Here is a 23,222-nt window from a genome sequence, read left to right on the forward strand (position 1 = left end):
CTTTCGGAGGGGATCGGCTGTGGGGACAGCAGGGGGGTTGCGTGCTGCGAGCACGCAGTTCGAAGAGATCGAATCCACGACTGGACATGCCGTTGCCACGCCGCACGCGGTGGTACGCGGCAGTTACGAGACCGCGCACCCGCCCACCGCATACCGGGAGCCCGGCCGCGCCGCGGTCTGGTCGGGGCGGGCGGCGGTGGCGCTCTGCGCGGCCGGCATCGCCTGGTACCAGCCAGGGCCGCTGCTGCCGCTGGCCACCCTGCTGCTCGGGGTCGGCCTGGCCTGGGTCGGCGGTTGGCACGGGCGCAGCCTGCGGCTGATCGCCCTGGCCCTGGCCGTCTTCGTGAGCGCCGTCGACTACCTCTCCTGGCGGCTGTCGGTGCTCTCCTGGTCCGCCTGGTGGATCGGGCTGCCGCTCTTCCTGGCCGAACTGCACGCCGCCCTGCACACCATGGGGCTGCACAACACCGTCTGGCCGCGCCGGGCCGAGCAGCTGAGGGACGATCAGGATCCGTCCCTGCTACCGGTGTTCGTCTTCGTGCCCACGGTGGACGAGGGCGTGCAGATCGTCGAGGAGACGCTGGTCGGGGTGCTGGCCGCGCGCGCACGCTACCTCGCCGCGCACCCGCACGCCGCGATCACCGTGGTGGTCTGCAACGACGGCGGGGTGGCCGGCGCCGACTGCAGCGACGACATCGTCGCGCTGTGCGAGCGGCTCGACGTGGTCTGCGTGACCCGTACCGTCGGCGGCGGCGCCAAAGCGGGCAACATCGAGAACGCCCGCCAGCTGCTCGACGCCACCGGTGACGCGCTGCTGGTGGTCTTCGACGCGGACCAGATCCCGCGCGAGGAGTTCTTCCTGCACACGCTGGCCCCGATGAAGGACGCCCGGGTCGGCTGGGTGCAGTCCGGCCAGTTCTACGGCAACCGGGAGAATCCGGTGGCCCGTTGGGCCGACGACCAGCAGTCGCTCTTCTACCGGCTGCTCTGCCCGGGCAAGGCGCTGCACGACTCCGCGTTCATCTGCGGCACCAACGTGGTGCTGCGGGCCGCCGCCCTGGACGAGATCGGCGGCTTGCCCACCGACTCGGTCACCGAGGACTTCGCCGCCTCGATCCGGCTGGCCCCGCGCTGGCGCAGTGTCTACCTGCCCGAGGTGCTCGCCGTCGGGCTCGGCCCGGTCGACCTCAACTCCTACCTCAAGCAGCAGGAGCGCTGGGCGCGCGGCACCCTCTCGGTGCTCGGCAGCCACTGGCGCGACCTGCTGCTGCCCCGGCGCGGCGGCCTGCGCGCCCAGCAGCGCCTGCAGTACGGCCTGGCGGTCACCCACTACCTGGCCGGCGTGCGCGACCTGGTCTTCCTGGTCGCGCCGGTGCTCTACCTGGTCACCGGGGCGACCGGTGTGCGCGGTGCGACGCTGGGCCAGTTCCTCGCGCACTTCGTCCCGTACTACCTACTGGCCACCGTCGCCTTCGCGCACGCCGCCTGGCGCACCACCAGCTGGCGCAGCATCGTGGTGGGCTTCGGCTCGTTCCCGTCGCTGATCAGAGCCTTCTGGATGACGGTGACCGGCAACCGCGGGCGCTTCACCATCACGCCCAAGAAGCGCACCGCGGGCTCGGCCTGGCGCACCGCCCGCTGGCACCTGATCGCGCTGGCGGCCTGCTTCGCCTCGCTCGTCCTGGCGTTGACGCTGCACCGGGAGCCCGCCTACTACCTGGCCGCGTTCTGGCTGGCCTACCTGTGCGTGCTGATCTGCGTGCACCTCTCGCTGGTGCGCCAGGACGTGAAGGCCGCCGCCGCTGCGGCGCCGGCGGTGGCCGCGGAGCGGGTGGTGCGCGGTGAGGAGCCGCGTCGGGTCCGCCGGGGCCTTCGTGCCAGGGCCCGCCGACTGCCCAGCCGGACCAGACGGTTCATCTCGGCGGGCGCGCTGACCAGCGTGCTCGGCCTGGTCGCGGGACTCGCCACGGTGTCCACCGCAGGCGGCGCCACCACGCCGGTCGCCGGCCTGCCGCCGGCGGCCGCGCCGGGGCGGCCGTTCGTCGGGGCCGGATCGCTCTCGCAGCTCCAGGCGGTCTCGCTGCAGAGCACGCTGGGCCTCAGCTTCACCCTGCGCGCGCGCACCGACGAGATCGACGCGCATCTGGACACCGCCTGGGCCAACTCGGTCAGCGCCGCCGGCGGTGTGCCGTGGCTGACCCTGGTCCTCTCGCACCGCGGCAAGCCGGGGCTGGACTCCTCGCTGACCGCCGTCGCCAACGGCGTCGACGACGCCGCGCTGCAGCGCTGGGCGCGGGAGATCGCCGCGTACGGCAAGCCGATCTACCTGACCGTGCTGCCCGAGGCGGACCGCAACTACGCGGCCAGCTCTGCCGTCGCCCGCGGCGGCATCCCGCAGGACGTCGCACCCGCCTGGAACCGGATCGAGCAGCTCGTCCGGGGCGCCGGGGCCAGCAACGTCGGCTGGGTGTGGGGCCCCGCCGACCCGACCGCCGACGCGGCCTACGCCCCGCCCGCGGCGAGCGTGGACGCGGTGGCCGTGACGCTCTTCGAGTACCCCGGCACGGTCTGGGTCGACCCCGCCCGGGCGCTGGCCGGCGCGGCGGCCGCCCACCCGGGCAAGCCGCTGATGGTCGACGTCAGCTGCGCGGGCCCGCCCGCCCAGCGCGCGGCCTGGCTGGACCGGCTCACCGCCGCGGTGGCCGCGCGCAGCGATGTGGCCGGCGTCGTCTACCAGCAGACCGGCCCGGAGCTGGACGTCAACTCCGCGGCCGCCCGCAGCTGGTCGCTGACCGCCGACCCGCAGACCACCGAAGCCGCCGGCCGGCTGATGCGCCGACTCTCCGGAGGCTCCTGAGATGACCGCTGTTCTCCCCATCGAGGCTCCGGTCGTCGAGGAGCCCGACGGCGGCCTGCGGGCCGCGCTGGCCCGGGTCGCGGCCGGCCACCGCTGGGCGGCGGTGCGCACCCGCGTCCCGCTGTTCTGCCTGCTGGTGCTGCAGGCCGTGCTCAGCTGGCGGCTGAGCAACAGCGCGTTCCAGGACGAGTCGCTGTACCTCTACGCCGGTCATCGGGAGATCGCCCAACTCCTGCACCACACACCGACCTTCGACAACTACTCCAGCTACTTCTCGGGCGCGCCGTTCCTCTACCCGGTGCTCGGCGCGCTCGCCGACAGCTTCGCCGGGCTGGGTGGGGCGCGGGCGCTGAGCCTGTTCTTCATGCTGGCCACCACCGGTCTGCTGCACGCGCTGACCCGGCGGCTGTTCGGGCGCCCCGCCGCGCTGCCGGCGGCCGCCGTCTTCGCGGTGACCGGCCCCACGCTCTTCCTCGGCCACCTCGCCACGTACGACGCGATGGCGCTCTTCCTGCTCGCGCTGGCCTCCTGGACGGCCGTCCGAACGGTCCGGCTGCCCGCCCTCACGGCCGCGCTGGCCGGCCCGCCGCTGGTGCTGGCCGCGCTCACCAAGTACGCGGCGCTGCTCTACGCCCCCACCGTGATCGCGCTGGCCGTGCTGGCCGCCATCCCCGAGCGGGGTCGCAACCGCGCCGTGCAGCGCGGGTTGCTGGTGGTGGTGGCGGCGCTCGGCTGCGGGTACGGACTGGTCAGCCTGGCCGGCCGGGCGTTCATGGTCGGCCTGAAGAGCACCACCACGGCCCGCGCGGTCGGCACCGACGGCACCGGGCTGCTGGTGCGCAGCTCGGTGGAGTACGGCGGCGCGGTGTTCGTGCTGGCCATCGCGGGAGCGGTGCTGCTGGTCCGGGCGCACGCCGCGCGCACCGGCGAACGCGGCGGCGGCCGCCCCGGGCGGCTGGCGCTGGGCCTGCTGCTCACCGGCACCGCCCTGCTCGCCCCCGCCTACCAGATCCACCTGCACACCCTCACCTCGCTGCACAAGCACGTGGGCTACGGGCTCTTCTTCGCCTCGCCGATGGCCGGCTACGCGATCTCCCGGCTGCTCGGCTCCCGGCTGCACGACCCGCGCCGGCTCGGACTGGCGCTGGGCATCTGCCTGGTGGTGGCCGGGTTGGGCATATCGCAGTCGGCGGCGCTGTTCCAGCAGTGGCCCGACGCCACCGGTCTTGTCCAGGTGCTGCGCACCCAGGTGCGCCCGACCACCGGCCGCTACCTGGTCGAGGAGTCCGAGGTCCCCCGGTACTACCTGCGCGACCTGGTGCAGCCTTACCAGTGGTCCGGCACCTACTACTTCGAGTACACCGACAAGAAGGGGCAGCACTACACCGGTGTCCCCGCCTACAAGGCCGCGATCGCGGACCGCTACTTCGACCTGATCGTGCTGCGCTACGGCCCGACTGCCGCGCTGGACCGCCAGATCGACGGCGACCTGACCGCCGGCAAGGGCTACCAGCTGATCGCCAAGGTCGCGGCGGACAGCAGCTACGGCGCGGGCACCTGGTTCGTCTGGCGCGCCGACGCCGGTTGACCCGGCGCCCGCCCTCGATGCTGCGTGAGGGCGGGCGCCGGGCCAACCGGGCGTGCGGGGCGGTCAGATGGCGACGACGTTCGCGGCGCTCGGGCCCTTGGGGCCGTCCTGGATCTCGAACTGGACGTTCTGGCCCTCGGCGAGGGTCTTGAAGCCGTTGCTCTGGATCGCGGAGAAGTGGACGAAGACGTCCTTGCTCCCGTCCTCGGGGGTGATGAAGCCGAACCCCTTGGTCTCGTTGAACCACTTGACCTGACCCTGTATCGCCGTCATCTACATGTCCTCGCTCGTGTCCGGGGCGCGGCCTGCAGCACTGCGCCGCCGCGATCATGCCCAACGCCCGGCGGTGAGAAACGGATCGAGGGTGGCTGGGCGGGCGGGTGGTGGCGGCTTCTCGCCATCTGTTGCCATTCGGTCACGCACCGTCGACGGCCTGCTAGGCTCATGCTCATGTCAATCCGCGTATGTGTCCGCGTATGTCTCTGGCATCCGACTCGGCCTGGCCACCTTCGCGGCAGACCCGCCACCTGCTCTGCCCGTACCGCCCGCTCGGCCCGCGCCGTTCGCCCGGCCGCCGGGTTCCGCGCCTGTGCGGCGAACGTCCGCCCGAGAACCGGCTGCGACGACGCTTCATCCTAAGCATCGCCATAAGCACCGCGCGAAGGCACCTTTCTGTTCACATTCACTCGTCCCGCGCGTCGGCGCTGGGCGCTGCTCCCAAGGGTTGCGACAAACGTGCACGGGTCACACGCTTCACACGGGTCATTCGAGGAGTCAAGGCGCCGTACGGCCAAGAGCTTTGCGCTGCGCAACTGGCGCATACGCAGCCGGTTGGCGGTGCTGCTGGCGCTGCCCGTGCTGGCTGCCACCGTGCTGGGGGGCCTGCGGGTGCAGAGTTCGCTGCAGCGCGGGCAGGACCTCGACTCGGTCGCGGCGACCAACCGGCTGGCGTCCGCCGCGACCGCGCTGGCCGACGCGCTGCAGCAGGAGCGCGACATCTCCGCCAGCGTCCTGCCGGCCCAACCGCCCACCCAGAGCGGCGCGGTGGATGCCGACGTGCAGGCGGCCCGGGACACCACCGACCGTGCACAGGCCGCCTTCGCGGCCGTCACCCAGGCCGTCAAACCCGACACACTGCCCGGCGGTGACATCTCCGTGCTCGCCGTGCAGTCCGGTCTGCGGGAGCTGTCCGCGATCCGCCAGGACGCCTTCGCGCCCACGACGACCGGCCGCAGCCCGGTCCAGAAGACCGTGAGCGCCTACGACGCGGTCGCCCGCAGCGCCGTCGACCTGGGCCAGGACATGGCGCTGGCCACCGGCAACTCGCGGATCATCCGCATCGCCCACGCGCTCCAGCAGTTCTCGCTGGCCCAGGACGACGCGTCCGTGCTGCGCGCGGTGATCGGCGCCGCGCTGGCCGGCCCGGGGCAGCGGCTCAGCGCGGACGACCAGGCGTACGCCGCCCAGGCGGCCAAGGACCGCGACAGCCAACTCGCGGCCTTCCGCGCCGCCTACGGCACGGCAAGCGCGGGGCCGCTGCTCGCCTCGCTCACCCACGACGCCAGCACCCTGGACGCCGACCAGTACGCCCACCAGGTGCTGACCGACCCGTCGGGTCACACGCTGGCCGGCGAGATGTCCGCCACCACCTGGAACAGCCTGGCCGGGCGGCGCATCCAGGCGATGAACCAGGTGGAGCAGAAGCTGCTCGGCGACATGGACGGCCAGGCCGCGAGCCTGCGCTCGCGCACCGAGCAAACCGCCGTGCTCAACGCGATCCTGGTCTCCCTGGTGCTGCTGGTCGCGGTAGGCGGGGCGGCGCTGGTGGCCCGCTCGATGGCGCGGGCGCTGGCCCGGCTGCAGCGGGCGGCCGAGGATGTCGCCGAGCGCCAACTCCCGGATCTGGTCTTCGCGTTGTCCCGGGCAGAGCCGCTGGAGGTGAGCAGCGAGGTGACCCCGATCGGGATCGACAGCACCGACGAGATCGGCCATGTGGCGCACGCCTTCGACATGGTGCACCGCGAGGCCGTCCGACTGGCCGCCGAGCAGGCGCTGCTGCGAGGCAACATCAACGCGATGTTCACCAACCTCTCGCGCCGCAGCCAGGGCCTGATCCAGCGTCAACTCTCGCTGATCTCCGAGCTGGAGAGCCGCGAGGCCGACCCCGACCAGCTCGCCAGCCTGTTCAAGCTCGACCACCTCGCGACCCGCATGCGCCGCAACGGCGAGAACCTCCTCGTCCTGGCGGGCGAGGACCCGGGCCGCCGCTGGACCCGCCCGGTCCCGCTGGTGGACGTGCTGCGCGCGGCCGCCTCCGAGGTGGAGCAGTACGAGCGCATCGAACTCGCCGCCGTCCCGACGGCGGAGGTCGCCGGGCGGGTCGTCAACGACCTCGTCCACCTGCTCGCCGAGCTGCTGGAGAACGCCACCTCCTTCTCCAGCCCGCAGACCCGCGTCCGGGTCACCGGCCACGCGCTGCCCGACGGCCGGGTGCTGGTCGAGATCCACGACACCGGCATCGGCCTCAGCCCCGACGACCTCGGCGAGATCAACGAGCGGCTGGCCAACCCGCCGACCGTGGACGTCTCGGTCTCGCGCCGGATGGGCCTCTTCGTGGTCGGCCGGCTCGCCCTGCGGCACGGTATCCGGATCCAGCTGCGCCCGAGCGACTCCGGCGGCACGGCGGCCCTGGTGGTGCTCCCCGCCGACCTCACCCCGTACGACGCACCGGCGCGGACCGGCCACACGACGTCGCCGCTGATCGCCGCCGAGGCGCAGCCCGCCGTCACCCAGGGCGGCCCGGGGCCGGGAGCCGGCCTGCTGTCAGGACGTCAGTGACGGTGCCCGCCCGCGACCGAGGGCTCGGGCAGGCCCTAGGCAGTGACGCCTCGGACGACCAGCGCGGCGAGCAGCTCGCCGGTGGCCTCCGCCACCGCGTCGACCGCGGCCTCGAAGGCGGCCCGGTTGTGGGCGGCAGGGGCGTGGAAGCCGGAGACCTTGCGGACGTACTGCAGGGCGGCGGCCCGGATGTCCTCCTCGGTCACCTCGGGCATCGCGGGTGGGCGGAGCGTCTTGATGCTGCGGCACATGACTCCAGTGTGCCCCACACGCTGGGGAGGGCCGGGGCTACGGGGCCCCGGCGGCCCGTGCGGCGCGCAGCGTCAGGTAGTGCCGCTCCGGCAGGCTGGCCGTCCGGCTCGCCGCCTCGCGGTAGTTCGCGGCGGCGCCCGCCCGGTCGCCGGCCATCTCCAGCAGGTGCGCCCGGGCCACGTACAGCCGGTGGTCGCCCGCCAGGCGCGGATCGGACTCCACGGTCGCCAGCAGCGCGAGCCCGGCGTCCGGGCCGTGCACCATCGCGGCGGCGACGGCCCGGTTGAGGGTGACCACCGGCCCGGGCGCGACGCGCTCCAGCACTCCGTAGAGCGCCAGGATCTGCGGCCAGTCGGTCGCCTCGGCCGTCCGCGCCTCGTCATGGACGGCGGCAATCGCCGCCTGGACCTGGTACGGGCCGAGCGGCCCCCGGGGCAGGGCGCGGGTGATCAGCGCGATGCCCTCGGCGACGGCCTCGCCGTCCCACCGGCTGCGGTCCTGGCGGTCCAGCGGGATCAGCTCGCCGTCCGGGCCGGTGCGCGCCGCGCTGCGGGCGTGGTCCAGCAGCATCAGCGCCAGCAGCCCGGCGACCTCGCTGTCGTCCGGGAGCGTCGCGTGCACGGCCCGGGCCAGCCGGATCGCCTCGCGGGACAGCTCGACGCGCTGCAGGTCGGGCCCGGCGGTGCTGGTGTAGCCCTCGTTGAAGATCAGATAGAGCACCTGCAGGACCGCGGCGAGCCGATCGGCCCGCTCGTCCTGCGCCGGCATCCGGAAGGGGATCCCGGAGGCCTTGATGCGCTGCTTGGCCCGGCTGATCCGCTGGCCCATGGTCGCCTCGGGGACCAGGAAGGCGTGCGCGATCTCCGCCGTGCTCAGCCCCGCCACCGAGCGCAGCGTCAGCGCGATCGCGGAGGCGGGCGAGAGCGCGGGGTGGCAGCAGAGGAAGAGCAGCAGCAGCGTGTCGTCGCGGCCGCTCGCGTCCTCGCTGTCGGAGGCCGGCGCCGTCTGCCGGTCGTCGGGCACCTGCCGGGCGACCAGCTGCTCGCGGCGCCGGCGCGCCTGCTCATTGCGGACCTGCTCGATCATGCGCCGGGACGCCACCTGGATCAGCCAGCCCCGCGGACTGCCGGGCACGCCCTCCTGCGGCCACTGCGTCGCCGCCGCCAGCAGCGCCTCCTGCACGGCGTCCTCGGCGCCGTCGAAGTCCCCGAAACGGCGGGTGAGCACGCCGACGACCTGCGGCGCCAGGCGGCGCAGCAGGTGGTCGGTGGTTTCAGCGGTCTCGGACAGCGCTCACATCTCCTCGGAGGGCGCCGACATCACCTGGCGGACCTCGATCGGCATGTTCAGCGGCCTGCCGCCGGGGCCGGGGGCCGTCGAGACGAATGCGGCGATCTCCACCGCCCGCTCAAGGCCCTCGCAGTCGACGATCCAGTAGCCGGCCAGGAACTCCTTGGTCTCGGCGAACGGGCCCTCGGTGACCAGCGGGGCGCCGTCGCGGCCGGCCCGGACGATCCGGGCGGTCGCGGGCATCGCCAGACCCTGGGCATCGACCAGCTCGCCGGACGCGGCGAGCTTCTGGTTGGCCCCCACCATGAAGGCGATGTGGGCCTGGAGCTCGGACTCCGACCACGTCCCGATCGGCGGCAGCTCATCGGACATGTTCCCGCTGAACTGCATCAGCAGCATGTACTTCACGGCCTGCTCCTCATCCTCACGCGCGCCCCCGACGGGCGCTCTCACCCCTCAGTAGAAGCAGGCTCCGCGATTTCGACGTCCTGGACGCGACCGGATCGAGAGATTTTCCGGGCTGACGGACTCAGCCGGGTTCAGGCGATCAGGCGATCAGGCGGTCTGCTGGGCGGCGGCGCGGCGCTGGCGCTTGCCCAGGGCCGCTTGGGAGAGGTCCTCGGCCTGCGACTTCAGCGTGATCTAGCGAGGAACCCCGGGCGTTCACGACTCCGTTGGGAAATCCGTAAACCGGGCTGATCAGGCTGCCAGGTCGAGTGCGGCCAGGTGTGAGGTTCTTGTATCGCCGAGTGGTGTGTCGGTGAGCCAGGCGTCGAGCCGGATGAGGTTGATTGCGGTGGCGGCGAGCACGTTGCCGAGGTGGGTCTTGGCCAGCCCGGTGTAGCGGGTCCTGCGGATGCCCGTGCGGCGCACGGCCTGCGAGATCGTTCCTTCTACGCCTGCCCGGACGTCGTAGCGGGCCTTCCATTCCTCGGTCTGTTGCTCGACGCGGCGTTGCTCCAGGACCTGCTGCTGCTCTTGGGGTAGGAGTGTGAGGGTGCGGCCGTATCGGCCGTTCGCGGCCTTGGTGCACCGCGTTCGTGCCGGGCATGGATCGCAGTCCCGGAGCGCGAAGTGCACCCGGGTGATCGGGGTTCCGCTGGGTTTGCGCTGGTCGGACCAGCTGACGCTGACCGCTCCTTGCGGGCAGGTGACCTTCCTGGCGTCCCAGTCGACGATGAAGGCACTCTGGGGGATGTGCTCGCCCTCGTGGCGTTCGTGCATCGTGTCCGCTGCGACGGGTCCGAGCAGGTCGATCCGGTGTGTGTCGCGGGCGGGCGACGATGTGGGCGGCAGTGACGTAGCCGGCATCCACGGCGTGCTCGCTGGGAGGTAACTCCCTCGCGGCCAGGCCCTCGTGGACGGTCTCGGTGACCTCGGTGTCGCCAATGGTCGCGTCCGTGGTGACCACATGGGTGATCACGTGCGGAGCGTCGCTCTCGCAGGTCTCACTCAGATGGGTCTTGTAGCCGCACCAGCCCGAGCCCCGCTTCATCCCGAAGCGGGCGTCGAGGTCGTAGGGCGAGGACAGCCGGGCTCTGGCTGGCGGGAGGTCCTTCGCCTCCCGCCAGCGCACCCCCTCACCGTCGCGGTGGTACTGCTCCACCCAGGCCCGGCGCAGGACCTGGACGGCGGGGATCTCCCGCAGCCAGCCTGGCGCACCGGGTGCGAAGACGGCCTCCAAGAAAGTGAAACCGTCCCGGCCGACCTGCTCGGCCCACTCCTGCCGGATGTTGTCGCCTTTGGGGAAGCGGTAGGAGTCGATCCGAGCTCCGTAGCGCTCGACCCACTCGGCCGTCACGAGCCCGGCCAGCCACTGCGGGGCCGCTGCAGCCAGGACCTCCAGAGCCGCTCGCAAGGTCTCGCCGACGAACTCCATCCGGTTCAACGTCCTTACCGCCGCCAGTACATGGGTGGAATCGGTACGTTGACGGCCACCCGCGCGCAGCAGTCCGAGCTCGCGGATCCGTCCCAGGATCAGCTCCAGGAGCCTCTCCTCCAAGCCGTGCTCGATCAGCCGGGAACGGAAGTCGCCAAGGACGGTGAAGTCGAAGCCTGGATCGTCCAGTTCAAGGCCGAGCAGAAACTTCCAGTCCATCCGGGCCCGGACCTGATCGGCGGCCTGCCGGTCGCTGAGCCCCTCCGCGTACTGCAGTACCGACACCAGCGCCAGGGCCCCGGGCGAGACCGCAGGCCGACCGCGAGTAGGGAACGCCACGGCAAATGACTCGTCCTCGAACAGCGGCCCAAGCGCCTCCCGAACGCGAATCGCCAGCGTCCCCTTCGGGAACGAAGCCCGCACCACCCGCACGGTCAGCTCCGGCACTCCCAGGTCACCCCGTGGCTCCAGCGACATCCGACCCCCTTGATCGACAACGAGCCGATCCTGACAGCCCAGACCATCCACTGTCACCGGTTTACGGATTTCCCAACGGAGTCGTGAACGCCCGGGAGGATTCGCTTCCTGAGTCCCGGTGGTGCGGAGCACCGCCGTGTCACTGGGGGCGTTGCTGGTTCTCGATGTACTCCTTGATGGTCGACAGGGGTGCGCCGCCGCAGGATGCGGCGAAGTAGGACGGGGACCAGAAGTGCGCGCCCCACAGATACTTGCGGATGTGGTCGGGGAATTCCTGGCGCAGACGGCGGGCAGAGACGCCTTTGAGTGATCCGACCAGGCGGGACAGGGCGACCTTCGGCGGGTAGTGCACGAGCAGGTGGACGTGGTCGCGTTCGCCGTTGAACTCGACCAGCTCGGTCTCGAAGTCGGCGCAGACGGCCCGCATGACCTCTTCGCAGCGCTTGAGGATCTCATCGGTGAACGGTCCGCGTCGGTATTTGGGTGTGAAGACCAAGTGGGCGTGGAGAGTGTGGACGACCGTACGGCCCCTGCGAATACCGGGATTTGGTTCCCATCGTGGCGACATAGATCAATGATAGAATCTCGCGCGTGAAGATCGTGGTGCAGGTGAAGCTCCTGCCGACGCCCGAACAGGTGTCGGCACTGGAGGGCACCTTGCGCACGGCCAACGAAGCGGCGAACTGGGTGTCCGGGATCGCTTTCGATCGAGGCGTGCCGCGCGAGTACGAGCTGCGCAAGCACACGTACGCCGAGTTGAGGGCCCGTGGGCTGGGGGCACAGGCCGCCCAGCATGTGATCAAGAAGGTTCGGGACGCCTACACCGCGTTGAAGGCGAACATCCGGGCCGGGAACCTCGGAAAGCCAGGCTCCAAGCGCAGGATCAAGGCCGAGTCCAAGCCCATCGCATTTCGGCCTGCCGCTGCCCAGACGTACGACGACAGGTGTCTGTCCTGGCGGTACGACCAGCAAACGGTGTCGGTATGGACCATCGCCGGCCGCCTCAAGGGCGTGCGCTTTGCGTGCTCCCCGGACGCCCTCAAGGCCCTTCGCGGGCACCGGCAGGGTGAGTCCGATCTCATCGAACGCGACGGCGTGTTCTACCTGGTCGCCACGTGCGAGGTGCCCGAGGCTCCGCTGAACCAGGACCCGGCGGGTTTCATCGGCGTGGACCTCGGGATCGTCAACATCGCCACCACCTCGACTGGCTATCGGGCTGCCGGGCGCGGCGTGAACCGGCATCGCAGGCGGCAGCTCGACCTGCGCAGGAAGCTGCAGGCCAAGGGAACCAAGTCCGCCAAACGCCTGCTGAAGAAGCGCTCCCGCACGGAGACCCGGCACGCCGCCAACCAGAACCACATCATCTCAAAGACCATCGTCACGACCGCTGAACGCACCGGCTGCGGTATCGCCCTGGAAGACCTCACGGGCATCCGCGACCGGGTACGGCTCCGCAAGGACCAGCGGCAACCACTGCACTCGTGGGGCTTCCACCAGCTCGCCTCCTACGTGGAGTACAAGGCGCGCCGGGCCGGAGTACCACTGGTGCACGTCGACCCGGCGTACACCAGCCAGCGCTGCTCCGAGTGCCATCACGTCGACCGCAGAAACCGCGTCGATCAAGCGAGTTTCGCGTGCCGCGCCTGCGGCGTCACGATGCACGCGGACCACAATGCATCCCGCAACATCGCCCGCGAGGGCGAGGCCGTGTGGATAGCGGGGCGTGAGTCACGCGTCCCAGCCACCCCCTAGGTGGCTCAGACGGAGGAGGCCACGCCGCAGCCAGCCGCGCCCTACCTCCAAGCCCGGTCGATTACGGCCGGGTCAAGTTGACGTTCTTGTACCCGTAGCCGCGCTCGGCCAGCCAGGCCCGGGCGGCGGTCTCGGCGCGCTCGGTGGCCGCCAGGATATCCTCCTCGGCCTCGCCCGCCTCCAGGAAGCGGAAGGTGAAGAAGGGGCGGGCAGCGAGGTCGTAGCTGAGGTGGCCCTGCTCGGTGAAGGCCGCCTGCAGCACGTCGTGCTCCGACGCGCGGGCCAGCAGCTCGGCGCGCTGGTCCGTGCCGAGCGCGTCGAAGGCGCCACGGACGGTGATGCGGAAGGTACGAGTGGTCATGCCCGGACCCTAAGTGGTTCGCGCCGTAAGTCCTTCGGGGGTTGACTGCGGGGGCGGTGTGGCGGACGGAGTCTGGTCGGCATGGTGTCCCGCCATGTGGTGTAGCAGGGAGCTTGACGTAGCCGCTGGTCTGGGAGCCGCCACCGCACCGATGCGGGTCACTTGGCATGGTGGGGACTGGGTGGACTTCTCACGTCGGCTCGGGTGGTCAGCCGTGGTGCTCGAAGTCTGCGAATGGAGAGTCGCGCAGTGGAAGGGGCTTCGGCCACCAGGGCGGTCGGCCGTGCGGGCAGCGGGCGCTCAAGTAATCCCCATGCGGCGGCGCGGCGTTGTACGCCAGGTCACTGGCAAGGACGGCCGAGAGCATCAGCAGCCCGGCCAGGATTCCGGTCAACGCTCGGACGAAGCGGCGCCGTGACGGGACGAGGAAGCGTCTGGCCAGGAGGAAGCCCAGTGGGAACGCACAGCAGTACGCAGCGATGAGAGGGAGGTCGAAAAGGAGGTAGAAACGGGGGCTGTCCGCGATGTCGTACGCCGCCGGCCACGCCATGTTCATGCAGTAGGACCAGCTGTCGCTGATGAAGGAATCAGCTTCGGCCCAGGCCAGAAGGCCGAGCACCACTCCGGCGACTGGCAGCAGGCATCCCCACCGCCCACGCGAGCCTGGTGTCTGTTCTTCGCTCACTGTCCCTCCCGCCCGGGAAGGACGGCAGTCGGCGGGAAACGGTTCCGCTGGTCAGACGTCAAGGGCGGCGAGGTGGGGTCGGCAGGCGCAGTCGAGGGCCTTGGCGGGGGTGCCCGAGGGGCTGCCGGTGGGCAGGATGGTGTCCTCGTAGCGGTCGCTGCCGACCAGGTAGAGGGCGAAGTCCCACCTCTTGCCGACGGTGCCTGCATAGCGCAGCCGCATCAGCTTGGCCCGTTCGCCGTGGGCCAGTTCCGCCTCTACGTAGGCGAAGGCGCCGCGGTGACGGACGTGCAGTTGCCTGATCTGCGGCCAGGCGGTGCGGACGCGCTCGCCGAGGCGCGCCTCCACGGACAGGCGAGCGTGTTCCGAGGGCGTGGGCATGGCGCTCATCCTGCCCGAGGCGGGGCCCGGGGATGCGGCAGGCTACGACTTGTCCTTGATCCACTTCGTCCGATCGGCCTGCCTGCCTTGCCCGTTGCCACCGCCCGTCCGATAGTCCCGCGCTCCGCCGAGCGCGAGCGGCTGAAACTGATGGCCTACGGCCACAAGACCGAGTACCGGCTGCGGATGCGCGCACAGATCGTGCTGCGCGCGGCGCGCGGGCGCTCCAACGCGCGCATCGCTCGTGAGACCGGCCTGCACCTGGACACGGTGCGGTGCTGGCGGGGCCGGTTCGCCGACCATGGGCTCGCCGGTCTGAGCGACCGGGACCGGTCGGGGCGGCCGCCGTCCTACACGCCGTTGCAGGTGGCCCAGGCCAAGGCGCTGGCCTGTCGGTTGCCCACCGAGACCGAGGTGCCGCTGGCGCGCTGGTCGTGCCCGGAACTGGCCATCGAACTCGCCTCGCGCGGCATCACCGGCCCGATCTCGGCCTCCACCGTGCGCCGCTGGCTGCGCGCGGACGCGATCAAGCCCTGGCAGCACCGCTCCTGGATCTTCATCACCGACCCCGACTTCCAGGTCAAGGCCGAGCGGGTGCTGGACCTGTACGCCTGCACCTGGCAGGGCGTCCCGCTCGGCGCGGACGAGTACGTCATCAGCGCGGACGAGAAGACCTCCATCCAGGCCCGCTGCCGCTGCCACCCCACCCTCGCACCGGGACGGGCCCGGGCGATGCGGGTGAACCACACCTACGGACGCGGCGGCGCGTTGGCCTACCTGGCGGCCTACGACGTCCACCGGGCGAAAGTGTTCGGCCGCACTGAGGCACGCACCGGCATCGACCCGTTCATGAACCTGGTCGCCCAGGTCATAAGCCAGGAGCCCTACGCCGGCGCGAAACGCGTGTTCTGGGTCGTCGACAACGGCTCCTCCCACGCCGGCCAGAAGGCCGCCGACCGCTTGACCGCCGCCTTCCCGAACGCGGTGCTGGTGCACACACCGGTCCACGCCTCCTGGCTGAACCGGGTGGAGATCTACTTCTCCGTCGTGCAGCGCAAGGTTGTCTCGCCCAACGACTTCACCGACCTCGCCCAGGTCGGGGACCGGCTCCGAGCCTTCGAAGACCGCTACAACGCCACGGCACAGCCGTTCCAGTGGAAGTTCACCACCTCCGACCTGGACGGTCTGCTGGCCAGGCTCGACCGGCACACCGCCGATCACCAGGAAGAATCCTCGCTCCGCCTCGGCGCATGATCAACCTCCGAAGGACTTACGAACCCAACCACTAAGCACTCCGGGCGGCCCGTTTCCACCCGTTTTCGGCCCCGCCCGGGCCGGGGGAGCGAAAAGCCGCGATGATGGAGGGAACGGATGAACAGGGTGAACCGCGTCAGGGGAGATCCTCATGCCGGCTCTTCAGGACATGACCTTGTCGACCAGCGCCACCGCCACCGCTACCGCCACCGCTACCGCGCAGACCGCGCAGGCAGCGCGGGACGTACCGTACGGATCGGTGTCACGCGGCCCGGTGGCGATCGAGAACCCTCGCGCGGTGGGCCCGGCCGACGCGCGGGCCCTGTCGAAGGAGCTCTTCGTGCGCCTGCGCGCGCTGGAGGAGGGCACCAGCGACTACTCGTACGTCCGCGGCACCCTGGTCGAGCTCAACATGGCGCTGGTGCGGTTCGCCGCCGGGCGGTACCACCACCGCAGCGAGCCGCTGGACGACATCGTCCAGGTCGGCACGATCGGGCTGATCAAGGCGATCGACCGGTTCGACCCGGCCTTCGACGTCGAGTTCGCCACCTTCGCGCTGCCCACCATCAGCGGTGAGATCAAGCGGTTCTTCCGGGACACCGGCTGGATGGTGCACGTGCCCAGGCGACTGCAGGAGCTGCGGCTGGCGCTGGCCAAGGCCTCCGACGTCCTGGAGCAGCGGCTCGACCGGGTGCCCACCGTCGCGGAGCTGGCCGAGCACCTCGCGCTGCCCGAGGAGGAGGTCGCCGAGGGGCTGCGGGCGAGCAACGCCCAGACCGCGCGCTCGCTGGACGCCGGGTCGGACGGCAGCGACGGCGAGAGCAGCCTGGTCGACCGCTTCGCCGTCGAGGAGAAGGCCTTCGAGACGACGCTGGAGCTGGAGTCGCTCAAGCCGCTGATCGCCGCCCTGCCCGAGCGTGAGCGGGCGATCCTGTCGATGCGATTCGGCGCCGAGATGACCCAGGCCCAGATCGGCGAGCGGCTGGGCGTCTCCCAGATGCACGTCTCGCGCATCCTGAGCCACCTGCTGAACGACCTCCGGACGGCCCTGCTCGCCGAGGAGTGAGCGGGGACGGTGAGCGGGGACAGTGAGCGGACGAGCGTGTGGTCCGATTGCCCGTTTACCCAGGCCGGGTGCGGTTAGGTGCCTCGTATGAGCAACTACGTGCTGACCATCCCAGGAACCTTCAAGCGCCCTCTCACCGCGGACGCGAAGCAGCGGCTGCTGGCGGCGCTGCACGGGGTCGACCCCGAGGAGGTCGGCACCGTGACGCCCGACCTGGACGTGCTGACGGCCGAGGAAGGGGGCGTCCACTTCGTGCTGCGGCTGGAGGTGGCGGCGGAGGACAGCGGTTCCGCCGAGCGGCTGGCCATGACGGTCGCGCTGACCGCGCTGGCGGCGGCGGGCTACCAGGAGGACGCCGTGTTCATGGGCGAGCCGGTGGTCACGGGCATCGACGTGCGGTAGCAGCGGTAGCAGGGGAGTCGGGATCGGGGTCAGGGTGGTCGGGCTCAGGGCCCGGAGTCGGAGCCGGGTCCGGATCGGGCAGCGGCGGGGTCGGCTTCGGCGGGACGGGCCGGAACGGCGTGGGATCGGGAGGCACCGGCCCGATGTCGGGATCCAGTGGCACGGGGATGGAAGCCATGACTCTTCGCTCCTGGTTGCTCGTTGCTCGTTGCGCGCCTACCCGGCCGCCGCCGGGGCAATCAACTCGGCGCCATCACCTCGGCCGCCTGTACGACTATTGCGGGGTGTCGGCGCGTCTGCCGTGAAGGCTGTTCGCCGGTGGGTCGAATGGGGTCGGCATCCGCGCCTCTGAAGGGAACCTCCCATGCGTCATCTGCTTCGACTCCCCACTCTGGCACTGGCGTTGATCCTGCTCACCGGTGCCGCGGCGCTGCTGGCCCCGGCTGCGCCCGCAGCCGCCGCTGCTGCCGCCGCGCGTCCGCGCCCCGGGCCGATCGCCAACCACTGTGCGACGTTCGTCAGCCACCAGCTCGACGCGCGGCTGCACTCCGCGGTGCTGGGCAAGGCCTGCACGGGCGTCACCCGCGTCGGCGGTTGACACGCCGGCGGTTGGCACCCGTGCGGTCTGCGCCCGGCTCAACTCCCCTCAGGTAGTAGCCCCTTGATCAGCTCCATCACCGAACTGTCCGTCAGGGTGGTGACATCGCCGAGCTCGCGGTGCTCCGCGATGTCCTTGAGCAGGCGCCGCATGATCTTGCCCGAGCGGGTCTTCGGCAGCTCGGGCACGATCAGGATCTGCCGCGGCCGGGCGATCGGGCCGATCACGTGGGTGACGTGGGCGCGCAGGGCCGCCACCGTCTCCTCGGGGGAGTCCGCGGCCTCGGCACCGGCGGTCCGCAGGATCACGAATGCGACGATGCCCTGCCCGGTGGTGGGATCGGAGGCGCCCACCACGGCTGCCTCGGCCACGCTCGGGTGGGAGACCAGCGCGGACTCCACCTCGGTGGTGGAGATCCGGTGCCCGGACACGTTCATCACATCGTCGACGCGGCCGAGCAGCCAGATGTCGCCGTCCTCGTCCTTCTTGGCACCGTCCCCGGCGAAGTAGACGCCCGGGAAGCGTGACCAGTAGGTGTCGCGGTAGCGCTGCTCGTCGCCCCAGATGGTCCGCAGCATCGCCGGCCATGGTTCGGTGAGCACCAGGTAGCCGCCGGAGCCGGCCGGTACCGGGCGGCCCTCGTCGTCCACCACCTCGGCGCTGACGCCGGGCAGCGGCCCGAGCGCCGAGCCCGGTTTGCAGGTGCTCAGGGCGGGCAGCGGGCTGAGCATCTGGGCGCCGGTCTCGGTCTGCCACCAGGTGTCCACCACCGGGCAGCGGTCGCCGCCGATGGTGTGCCGGTACCAGACCCAGGCCTCGGGATTGATCGGCTCGCCGACCGAGCCGAGGATCCGCAGGCTGGAGAGGTCGAAGCGGGCGGGGAACTGCTCGCCCCACTTCATGAAGGTGCGGATCGCGGTCGGCGCGCAGTACAGCACGGTGACGCCGTAGCGCTCGACGATCTCCCACCAGCGGCCCTGGTGCGGGGTGTCGGGCGTGCCCTCGTACATCACCGAGGTGGTCCCGTTCGCCAGCGGACCGTACACGATGTACGAGTGGCCGGTGACCCAGCCGATGTCGGCGGCCGTCCAGAACACGTCCCGGTCGGGCTTGATGTCGAAGACCGCCCAGTGCGACCAGGCCACCTGGGTCAGATAGCCGCCGGTGGTGTGCAGGATGCCCTTGGGCCGGGCGGTGGTGCCCGAGGTGTACATGATGTACAGCGGGTGCTCGGCGTCGAACGCGCGCGGCACGTGCTCGGTGGACTGACGCCCCACCAGCTCGTGCCACCACACGTCCCGGCCCTCGGTGAACGGGACGGCGCTGCCGGTGCGCCGCACCACCAGCACGGTGCGCACGTCCGGGCACTGCGCCACCGCCTCGTCCACCGCCGGCTTCAGCGGGGCCGCGGCGCCCTTGCGGAAGCCGCCGTCGGCCGTGATCACGACCCGGGCGTCGCAGTCGAGGATCCGGTCGCGCAGTGCCTCGGCCGAGAATCCGCCGAAGACCACCGTGTGCGGGGCGCCCAGGCGGGCGCAGGCGAGCATCGCGACGGCGGTCTCCGGGATCATCGGCATGTACAGCGCGACCCGGTCGCCGGCCTCCACGCCGAGCTCCTCCAGCGCGTTGGCGGCCCGGCAGACCTCGTCCTTCAGCTCCGCGTACGTCAGCGAGCGCCGGTCGCCGGGCTCGCCCTCCCAGTGGAAGGCGACCCGGTCGCCGTGCCCGGCCGCCACGTGCCGGTCCACGCAGTTGTACGCCACGTTCAGCCGCCCGCCCACGAACCAGCGGGCGAACGGCGCCGCACTCCAGTCCAGCACCTGCGTCCAGGGCTGCTCCCAGCTCAGCCGCCCGGCCTGCTGCTCCCAGAAGGCCAGCCGGTCCGCCGCGGCCGCCCGGACGGTCTCCGCGGTGGCGTTCGCCGTCGCCGCCATCCCGGGCGGCGGCGGAAAGCGCCGGCTCTCGTGCAGCAGGTTGGACAAGGTCTGCTCACTCATGCCAAGTCCTCCTCCATGGGGTGTCCGTGGGGTGTCCGTGGGGTGTCCGGCCCGGTTCGGGTCAGCGCGGGGTCAGCGGTCCGGTGGGCAGCACCTTTCTCTTCCAGGTTCCGTTGGTGACGATCGCCAACGAGGCGTACCAGGCGACCACCGCCGTCACCAGCCCGGCCCACCCGCCGACCTTGGTCATATTGGTCGACTGCGCGAAGGAGCCGATGGTGAGGAAGAGGAAGGTGAGGGTCAGCACCACGAAGACGCTCAGCACCGAGACGCTGGTCCGCAGCGCCGCCAGCGTCATATAGGCGGTGAAGACGGTCCAGGCGAGCAGGTAGACCCCGGTGGCCTGGTACGCGTGGGCTGCGCCCAGCCTGGGCGCGACCACTCCGACGTAGGCCGCGAAGGAGAGCCAGAACGCTCCGAAGGAGGAGAAGGCGGTGGCGGCGAAGGTGTTGCCGCGGCGGAACTCCCACATACCGGCGAGCAGCTGCACGAGGCCGCCGTAGAACAGGGCCAACGGAAGCACGACGCGCTCGACGGAGACGTTGATCAACCCGGCGTTGAAGCAGCTCAGCACGAAGGTGGTCATCGCGAAGGCCGCCAGGCCCAGGGCACCCGGGTCGGCGGTGGCCGGCGACGCCGCCGCGGCCGGCCGGGTCGGGGTGAGTCTGGAGGGAGGCTGCGATTCCGGTTGTTCGAGGTCGGCCATGACAGGTCCTTTCGGTGAAGGCCGACACCGCGAGAGTCGCCTGCCCGGCCTCGGCGGCGATACACCTGATCTTCCGGTCTCCGTGTGCTGTGCCTCGGGACCTCGTTCGAGGGATCGGAAGCGATGGCTGTTGACGCGGTATCAAGGATTCGTCAGAGCGGTCCGAGGCGCCTTGCGGCCGCGATCCGGGTGGACTTGGATGGACCGTATGAACCGCTCCGAGCGCCACCACGACCGCCCCCCGCATCCGCGGGCGCTGGGCGTTGTCGCGGTCCTCGCCGCCGCCCGGTTCTCCCGGTAGCACCTCCCACAGGTCACTACCGCAGGTCACTCCCGCACGTCACTCCCGCATTCCCGGTCCCCCCGGTGCGCGCACGTCCGCGCCCCGGCACACCGGGGTGCCTGGCAACCCTGGATACGTCATGTCCGCAGTTCTGCCGTCCCCCGTCGCCCTGGTCACCGGTGCCTCTTCCGGCATCGGCTGGGAGACCGCCCGGTTGCTCGCCGAAGGCGGCGCCACCGTCATCGTGCACGCCCGGACCGGCTCCGAGGGCGAGGAAGCCGTCGACCGGCTGGTCGCCGCCGGCGCCTCCCGCGACCAACTCCGGATGATCGCCGCCGACTTCACCGACTTCGCCGAGGTCGCGGTGCTGGCGGGCACCGTCACCGCGGCGTTCCCGACCCTGGACCTGCTGGTCAACAACGCCGCGATCATGGCACCGGAGCGCTGCACGCTCACCAAGGACGGCAACGAGGTCTCGCTCCAGGTCAACTTCCTGGCCGCGCACCTGCTCGCCAAGCTGCTGCGGGCCCCGCTCTCGGCCGCCGGCGCGGCCCGGATCATCAACGTCTCCTCCGCCCTGCACCGCACCGCCGCGATGAACTGGAACGACCCGCACCGGGTCAAGAAGTACTCCCGGGTAGCCGCCTATGCGCAGTCGCAGCTGGCACTCACCATGGCCACCCGCGACATGGCCCCGGCCGACAGCGGCATCACCGCCGTCAGCGTCAACCCGGGCCTGTGCGACACCGCGCTGCTGCCGCTGTACGGACGCGTGGGCGCGCCGGCCGCCGAGGGCGCGGCCGCCGTCGTGCGGCTCTGCGACCCCGGCTTCCGGCTGACCAACGGCGAGTACTACGACGGCGGCGACATCGCCCCGAGTGCCCAGCCGGTCCACGAGGAGCGCTCGCTGCGCCGACTGGCCAAGCTCGCCGACCAGTTGGTCACCCAGGGCTGAGCAACCGTCCCGCAGCCGCTACTGCGCCGGGGCTTCGGCGCTCCACCGGACGAGCGGCGGTCGGATGCTCGCGCAGAGCGGGTGCCCCTTGCCGTCGGTGAGGCCGAGTGCGGCGACCAGCACGCCGGTGCGCAGCGCGGCTGTCAGGACAGCGGGGTCGATGGCGTTCAGCAGCAGTTTGGCGCGCCGGAACATCCTGAAGCCGCCGTCGGCGTCGACCGTGCCCCACGAGAGATAGATGAACCGCCCGCCCGGGCGCCCCTGGACGTACGGGCCCCGCAGGTCGACCCCGGACGGGCTGGGCAGCACGGTGCAGTCCAGCGTCCAGCTCGCTGACGCGGCGTCACCGGGCTGCAGGCCCAGCAGCTCTGCGGGCTTCTCACGGCGCTGGACCGCGACATGGATGTTGTCGTAGCCGGGGAAGTCCGGGCCGCCGGCGCAGCTGCGGCCCGGCAGGTCGGACGCCTCGATCCTGATCTGCATGCTGCCATCCTCTCCCGGACCGCTCCCGTCCGGTAGCCGTCCGGGAGGCTCAGGGCCGGTCGGACTCAGGGCCGGTCGGGCGCGTCCCCCGGCGCCGCGTGCGGCAGCTGCACGGCGGGGATGACGCCGAGCCGGCCGGCCTGGTAGTCCTCGACCGCCTGCCGGAGTTCGGCCTCGGTGTTCATCACGAACGGACCGTAGTGCGCGACCGGTTCGCCGATCGGCCGCCCGCCGAGCACCAGCAGCTCCAGCTCCGGGGAGTGGCCGTCCTGCTGCGGAGCGGCGGCCGCGGTCAGCAGGTCGCCCGGTCCGAACAGGGCCAGCTGCCCGCTGCGGACGGGCCGTGCCTCGGCGCCCACCGTGCCCCGGCCCGCGAGCACGTAGACCAGCGCGTTGAAGTCCGTCCGCCACGGCAGGGTCAGTTCCGCTCCGGCGCTGACGGTGGCGTGGATCATCGTGATCGGGGTGAAGGTGGACCCCGGCCCGGTGTGGCCGGCGACCTCCCCGGCGATCAGGCGGATCAGCGCGCCGCCGTCCGCGGAGGCGAGCAGGACGGCCTCGCGGCCCTCGATGCTCTGGTAGCGCGGCGGGTTCCACTTGTTGGCACTGGGCAGGTTCACCCAGAGCTGGATGCCGTGGAAGAGGCCGCCGGAGACCACCAGGTGCTCCGGCGGCGCCTCGATGTGCAGGATCCCGCTGCCGGCGGTCATCCACTGGGTGTCGCCGTTGGTGATGACACCGCCGCCACCGTTGGAGTCGGCGTGCTCGAAGATGCCGTCGATCATGTAGGTGACGGTCTCGAAACCGCGGTGCGGGTGCCACGGGGTGCCTTTGGCCTCACCGGGCGCGTATTCGACCTCGCCCATCTGGTCCAGGTGGACGAAGGGGTCGAGGTCGCGCGTACTGACACCGGCGAAGGCCCGCCGGACGGGGAAGCCCTCACCCTCGAAGCCGCTGGGCGCGGTGGTCACCGACCGGACCGGGCGCTGGGTCAGCGGGACGCCTTCGGGGAGGGCGATGCGGGGGAGGGCGAGGATGTTCTGGACGGTGACTGCGGGCATCGGACTCTCCTTAGGAAGCCGTTCCCGGGACTCTTCTCGATGGTACGGAAGAACAGA

The 23,222-nt window shown here is 71.4% G+C and carries 20 protein-coding genes and 2 pseudogenes; 9 read left to right on the forward strand and 13 right to left on the reverse strand.

Annotation, left to right across the window (positions count from 1 at the left end):
- The first annotated feature begins 109 nt into the window (after positions 1-109).
- The gene (locus P3T34_RS36175) at positions 110-2,857 is read left to right on the forward strand and encodes a glycosyltransferase family 2 protein (RefSeq protein ID WP_280670528.1); all 2,748 of its coding nucleotides are present in this window, start codon (positions 110-112) and stop codon (positions 2,855-2,857) included.
- Position 2,858: 1 nt separating this feature from the next.
- Positions 2,859-4,445: a glycosyltransferase family 39 protein gene (locus tag P3T34_RS36180; protein ID WP_280670530.1), complete on the forward strand. Its 1,587-nt coding sequence runs from the start codon at positions 2,859-2,861 to the stop codon at positions 4,443-4,445.
- A gap of 63 nt (positions 4,446-4,508) precedes the next feature.
- Here the strand turns inward: P3T34_RS36180 and cspE are convergent, their stop codons facing one another.
- Complete coding sequence (cspE, locus tag P3T34_RS36185; RefSeq protein WP_280670532.1) at positions 4,509-4,718, reverse strand: transcription antiterminator/RNA stability regulator CspE; 210 nt, start codon at positions 4,716-4,718, stop codon at positions 4,509-4,511.
- 564 nt (positions 4,719-5,282) lie between these two features.
- On the opposite strand from cspE, the gene P3T34_RS36190 reads away from it, so the two are divergent.
- The gene (locus tag P3T34_RS36190; RefSeq protein WP_280672607.1) at positions 5,283-7,283 is read left to right on the forward strand and encodes a nitrate- and nitrite sensing domain-containing protein; all 2,001 of its coding nucleotides are present in this window, start codon (positions 5,283-5,285) and stop codon (positions 7,281-7,283) included.
- 35 nt (positions 7,284-7,318) lie between these two features.
- On the opposite strand, the gene P3T34_RS36195 is transcribed toward P3T34_RS36190, so the two are convergent.
- The 5 genes and pseudogenes from P3T34_RS36195 to tnpA form a co-directional block, all read right to left on the reverse strand.
- Positions 7,319-7,534: a DUF2277 domain-containing protein gene (locus tag P3T34_RS36195; protein ID WP_280670534.1), complete on the reverse strand. Its 216-nt coding sequence runs from the start codon at positions 7,532-7,534 to the stop codon at positions 7,319-7,321.
- Between the two features lie 37 nt (positions 7,535-7,571).
- Positions 7,572-8,825 carry a sigma-70 family RNA polymerase sigma factor gene (locus P3T34_RS36200; RefSeq protein WP_280672610.1) on the reverse strand — a complete coding sequence of 418 codons (1,254 nt, stop codon included), beginning with the start codon at positions 8,823-8,825 and terminating at the stop codon, positions 7,572-7,574.
- A 3-nt stretch (positions 8,826-8,828) separates the two neighbouring features.
- Complete coding sequence (locus P3T34_RS36205; RefSeq protein ID WP_280672612.1) at positions 8,829-9,224, reverse strand: YciI family protein; 396 nt, start codon at positions 9,222-9,224, stop codon at positions 8,829-8,831.
- A 300-nt stretch (positions 9,225-9,524) separates the two neighbouring features.
- Positions 9,525-11,181 (reverse strand): annotated as a pseudogene (locus P3T34_RS36210) (IS1182 family transposase).
- A gap of 139 nt (positions 11,182-11,320) precedes the next feature.
- Positions 11,321-11,749, reverse strand: a complete 429-nt coding sequence (gene tnpA / locus P3T34_RS36215) for an IS200/IS605 family transposase (RefSeq protein WP_280670535.1) — start codon at positions 11,747-11,749, stop codon at positions 11,321-11,323.
- A gap of 23 nt (positions 11,750-11,772) precedes the next feature.
- Between tnpA and P3T34_RS36220 the strand changes: the two genes are divergently transcribed.
- Positions 11,773-12,933, forward strand: coding sequence for a transposase (locus P3T34_RS36220; RefSeq protein ID WP_280670537.1), 1,161 nt, complete (start codon positions 11,773-11,775; stop codon positions 12,931-12,933).
- Positions 12,934-13,012: 79 nt separating this feature from the next.
- Here P3T34_RS36220 and P3T34_RS36225 read toward each other — a convergent pair.
- The 3 genes and pseudogenes from P3T34_RS36225 to P3T34_RS36235 form a co-directional block, all read right to left on the reverse strand.
- A pseudogene (locus tag P3T34_RS36225) lies at positions 13,013-13,294 on the reverse strand (DUF6204 family protein); the annotation flags it as partial.
- Positions 13,295-13,502: 208 nt separating this feature from the next.
- Positions 13,503-13,979, reverse strand: coding sequence for a hypothetical protein (locus P3T34_RS36230; RefSeq protein WP_280670539.1), 477 nt, complete (start codon positions 13,977-13,979; stop codon positions 13,503-13,505).
- A 51-nt stretch (positions 13,980-14,030) separates the two neighbouring features.
- Positions 14,031-14,360, reverse strand: a complete 330-nt coding sequence (locus P3T34_RS36235; protein WP_280670541.1) for a hypothetical protein — start codon at positions 14,358-14,360, stop codon at positions 14,031-14,033.
- A gap of 87 nt (positions 14,361-14,447) precedes the next feature.
- Between P3T34_RS36235 and P3T34_RS36240 the strand changes: the two genes are divergently transcribed.
- From P3T34_RS36240 to P3T34_RS36255, 4 genes are all read left to right on the forward strand, one after another.
- A complete protein-coding gene (locus P3T34_RS36240; RefSeq protein ID WP_280670543.1) occupies positions 14,448-15,614 on the forward strand; it encodes an IS630 family transposase in 1,167 nt (388 codons plus the stop codon).
- A gap of 151 nt (positions 15,615-15,765) precedes the next feature.
- On the forward strand, positions 15,766-16,680 hold the full coding sequence (locus tag P3T34_RS36245) for a SigB/SigF/SigG family RNA polymerase sigma factor (protein ID WP_280670545.1): 915 nt from the start codon (positions 15,766-15,768) through the stop codon (positions 16,678-16,680).
- Between the two features lie 87 nt (positions 16,681-16,767).
- A complete protein-coding gene (locus P3T34_RS36250; protein ID WP_280670547.1) occupies positions 16,768-17,082 on the forward strand; it encodes a hypothetical protein in 315 nt (104 codons plus the stop codon).
- 364 nt (positions 17,083-17,446) lie between these two features.
- Positions 17,447-17,680: a hypothetical protein gene (locus P3T34_RS36255; protein ID WP_280670549.1), complete on the forward strand. Its 234-nt coding sequence runs from the start codon at positions 17,447-17,449 to the stop codon at positions 17,678-17,680.
- Between the two features lie 38 nt (positions 17,681-17,718).
- Here the strand turns inward: P3T34_RS36255 and acs are convergent, their stop codons facing one another.
- Both acs and P3T34_RS36265 read right to left on the reverse strand, forming a co-directional pair.
- Positions 17,719-19,677: an acetate--CoA ligase gene (gene acs / locus P3T34_RS36260; RefSeq protein WP_280670551.1), complete on the reverse strand. Its 1,959-nt coding sequence runs from the start codon at positions 19,675-19,677 to the stop codon at positions 17,719-17,721.
- 61 nt (positions 19,678-19,738) lie between these two features.
- Complete coding sequence (locus tag P3T34_RS36265; protein WP_280670553.1) at positions 19,739-20,383, reverse strand: acetate uptake transporter; 645 nt, start codon at positions 20,381-20,383, stop codon at positions 19,739-19,741.
- 422 nt (positions 20,384-20,805) lie between these two features.
- Between P3T34_RS36265 and P3T34_RS36270 the strand changes: the two genes are divergently transcribed.
- Positions 20,806-21,621, forward strand: a complete 816-nt coding sequence (locus P3T34_RS36270; RefSeq protein ID WP_280670555.1) for an SDR family NAD(P)-dependent oxidoreductase — start codon at positions 20,806-20,808, stop codon at positions 21,619-21,621.
- 18 nt (positions 21,622-21,639) lie between these two features.
- On the opposite strand, the gene P3T34_RS36275 is transcribed toward P3T34_RS36270, so the two are convergent.
- Together P3T34_RS36275 and P3T34_RS36280 are read right to left on the reverse strand one after the other, a co-directional pair.
- On the reverse strand, positions 21,640-22,104 hold the full coding sequence (locus P3T34_RS36275; protein ID WP_280670557.1) for a DUF5990 family protein: 465 nt from the start codon (positions 22,102-22,104) through the stop codon (positions 21,640-21,642).
- Positions 22,105-22,169: 65 nt separating this feature from the next.
- Entirely contained in the window at positions 22,170-23,165 is a 996-nt protein-coding gene (locus tag P3T34_RS36280) for a pirin family protein (RefSeq protein WP_280670559.1), read from the reverse strand.
- Positions 23,166-23,222 lie beyond the last annotated feature (57 nt).

Origin of the sequence: Kitasatospora sp. MAP12-44 (assembly GCF_029892095.1) — a bacterium.
GTDB lineage: Bacteria > Actinomycetota > Actinomycetes > Streptomycetales > Streptomycetaceae > Kitasatospora.

What these genes read in the sequence shown, in the direction of transcription:
- P3T34_RS36250 (WP_280670547.1), top strand. Translation starts at nt 16,768, where the DNA reads ATGAGCAACTACGTGCTGACCATCCCAGGAACCTTCAAGCGCCCTCTC.
- P3T34_RS36205 (WP_280672612.1), bottom strand. Translation starts at nt 9,224, where the DNA reads ATGCTGCTGATGCAGTTCAGCGGGAACATGTCCGATGAGCTGCCGCCG.
- P3T34_RS36180 (WP_280670530.1), top strand. Translation starts at nt 2,859, where the DNA reads ATGACCGCTGTTCTCCCCATCGAGGCTCCGGTCGTCGAGGAGCCCGAC.
- tnpA (WP_280670535.1), bottom strand. Translation starts at nt 11,749, where the DNA reads ATGTCGCCACGATGGGAACCAAATCCCGGTATTCGCAGGGGCCGTACG.
- cspE (WP_280670532.1), bottom strand. Translation starts at nt 4,718, where the DNA reads ATGACGGCGATACAGGGTCAGGTCAAGTGGTTCAACGAGACCAAGGGG.
- P3T34_RS36195 (WP_280670534.1), bottom strand. Translation starts at nt 7,534, where the DNA reads ATGTGCCGCAGCATCAAGACGCTCCGCCCACCCGCGATGCCCGAGGTG.
- P3T34_RS36265 (WP_280670553.1), bottom strand. Translation starts at nt 20,383, where the DNA reads ATGGCCGACCTCGAACAACCGGAATCGCAGCCTCCCTCCAGACTCACC.
- P3T34_RS36270 (WP_280670555.1), top strand. Translation starts at nt 20,806, where the DNA reads ATGTCCGCAGTTCTGCCGTCCCCCGTCGCCCTGGTCACCGGTGCCTCT.
- P3T34_RS36245 (WP_280670545.1), top strand. Translation starts at nt 15,766, where the DNA reads ATGCCGGCTCTTCAGGACATGACCTTGTCGACCAGCGCCACCGCCACC.
- P3T34_RS36275 (WP_280670557.1), bottom strand. Translation starts at nt 22,104, where the DNA reads ATGCAGATCAGGATCGAGGCGTCCGACCTGCCGGGCCGCAGCTGCGCC.
- P3T34_RS36235 (WP_280670541.1), bottom strand. Translation starts at nt 14,360, where the DNA reads ATGCCCACGCCCTCGGAACACGCTCGCCTGTCCGTGGAGGCGCGCCTC.
- P3T34_RS36255 (WP_280670549.1), top strand. Translation starts at nt 17,447, where the DNA reads ATGCGTCATCTGCTTCGACTCCCCACTCTGGCACTGGCGTTGATCCTG.
- acs (WP_280670551.1), bottom strand. Translation starts at nt 19,677, where the DNA reads ATGAGTGAGCAGACCTTGTCCAACCTGCTGCACGAGAGCCGGCGCTTT.
- P3T34_RS36280 (WP_280670559.1), bottom strand. Translation starts at nt 23,165, where the DNA reads ATGCCCGCAGTCACCGTCCAGAACATCCTCGCCCTCCCCCGCATCGCC.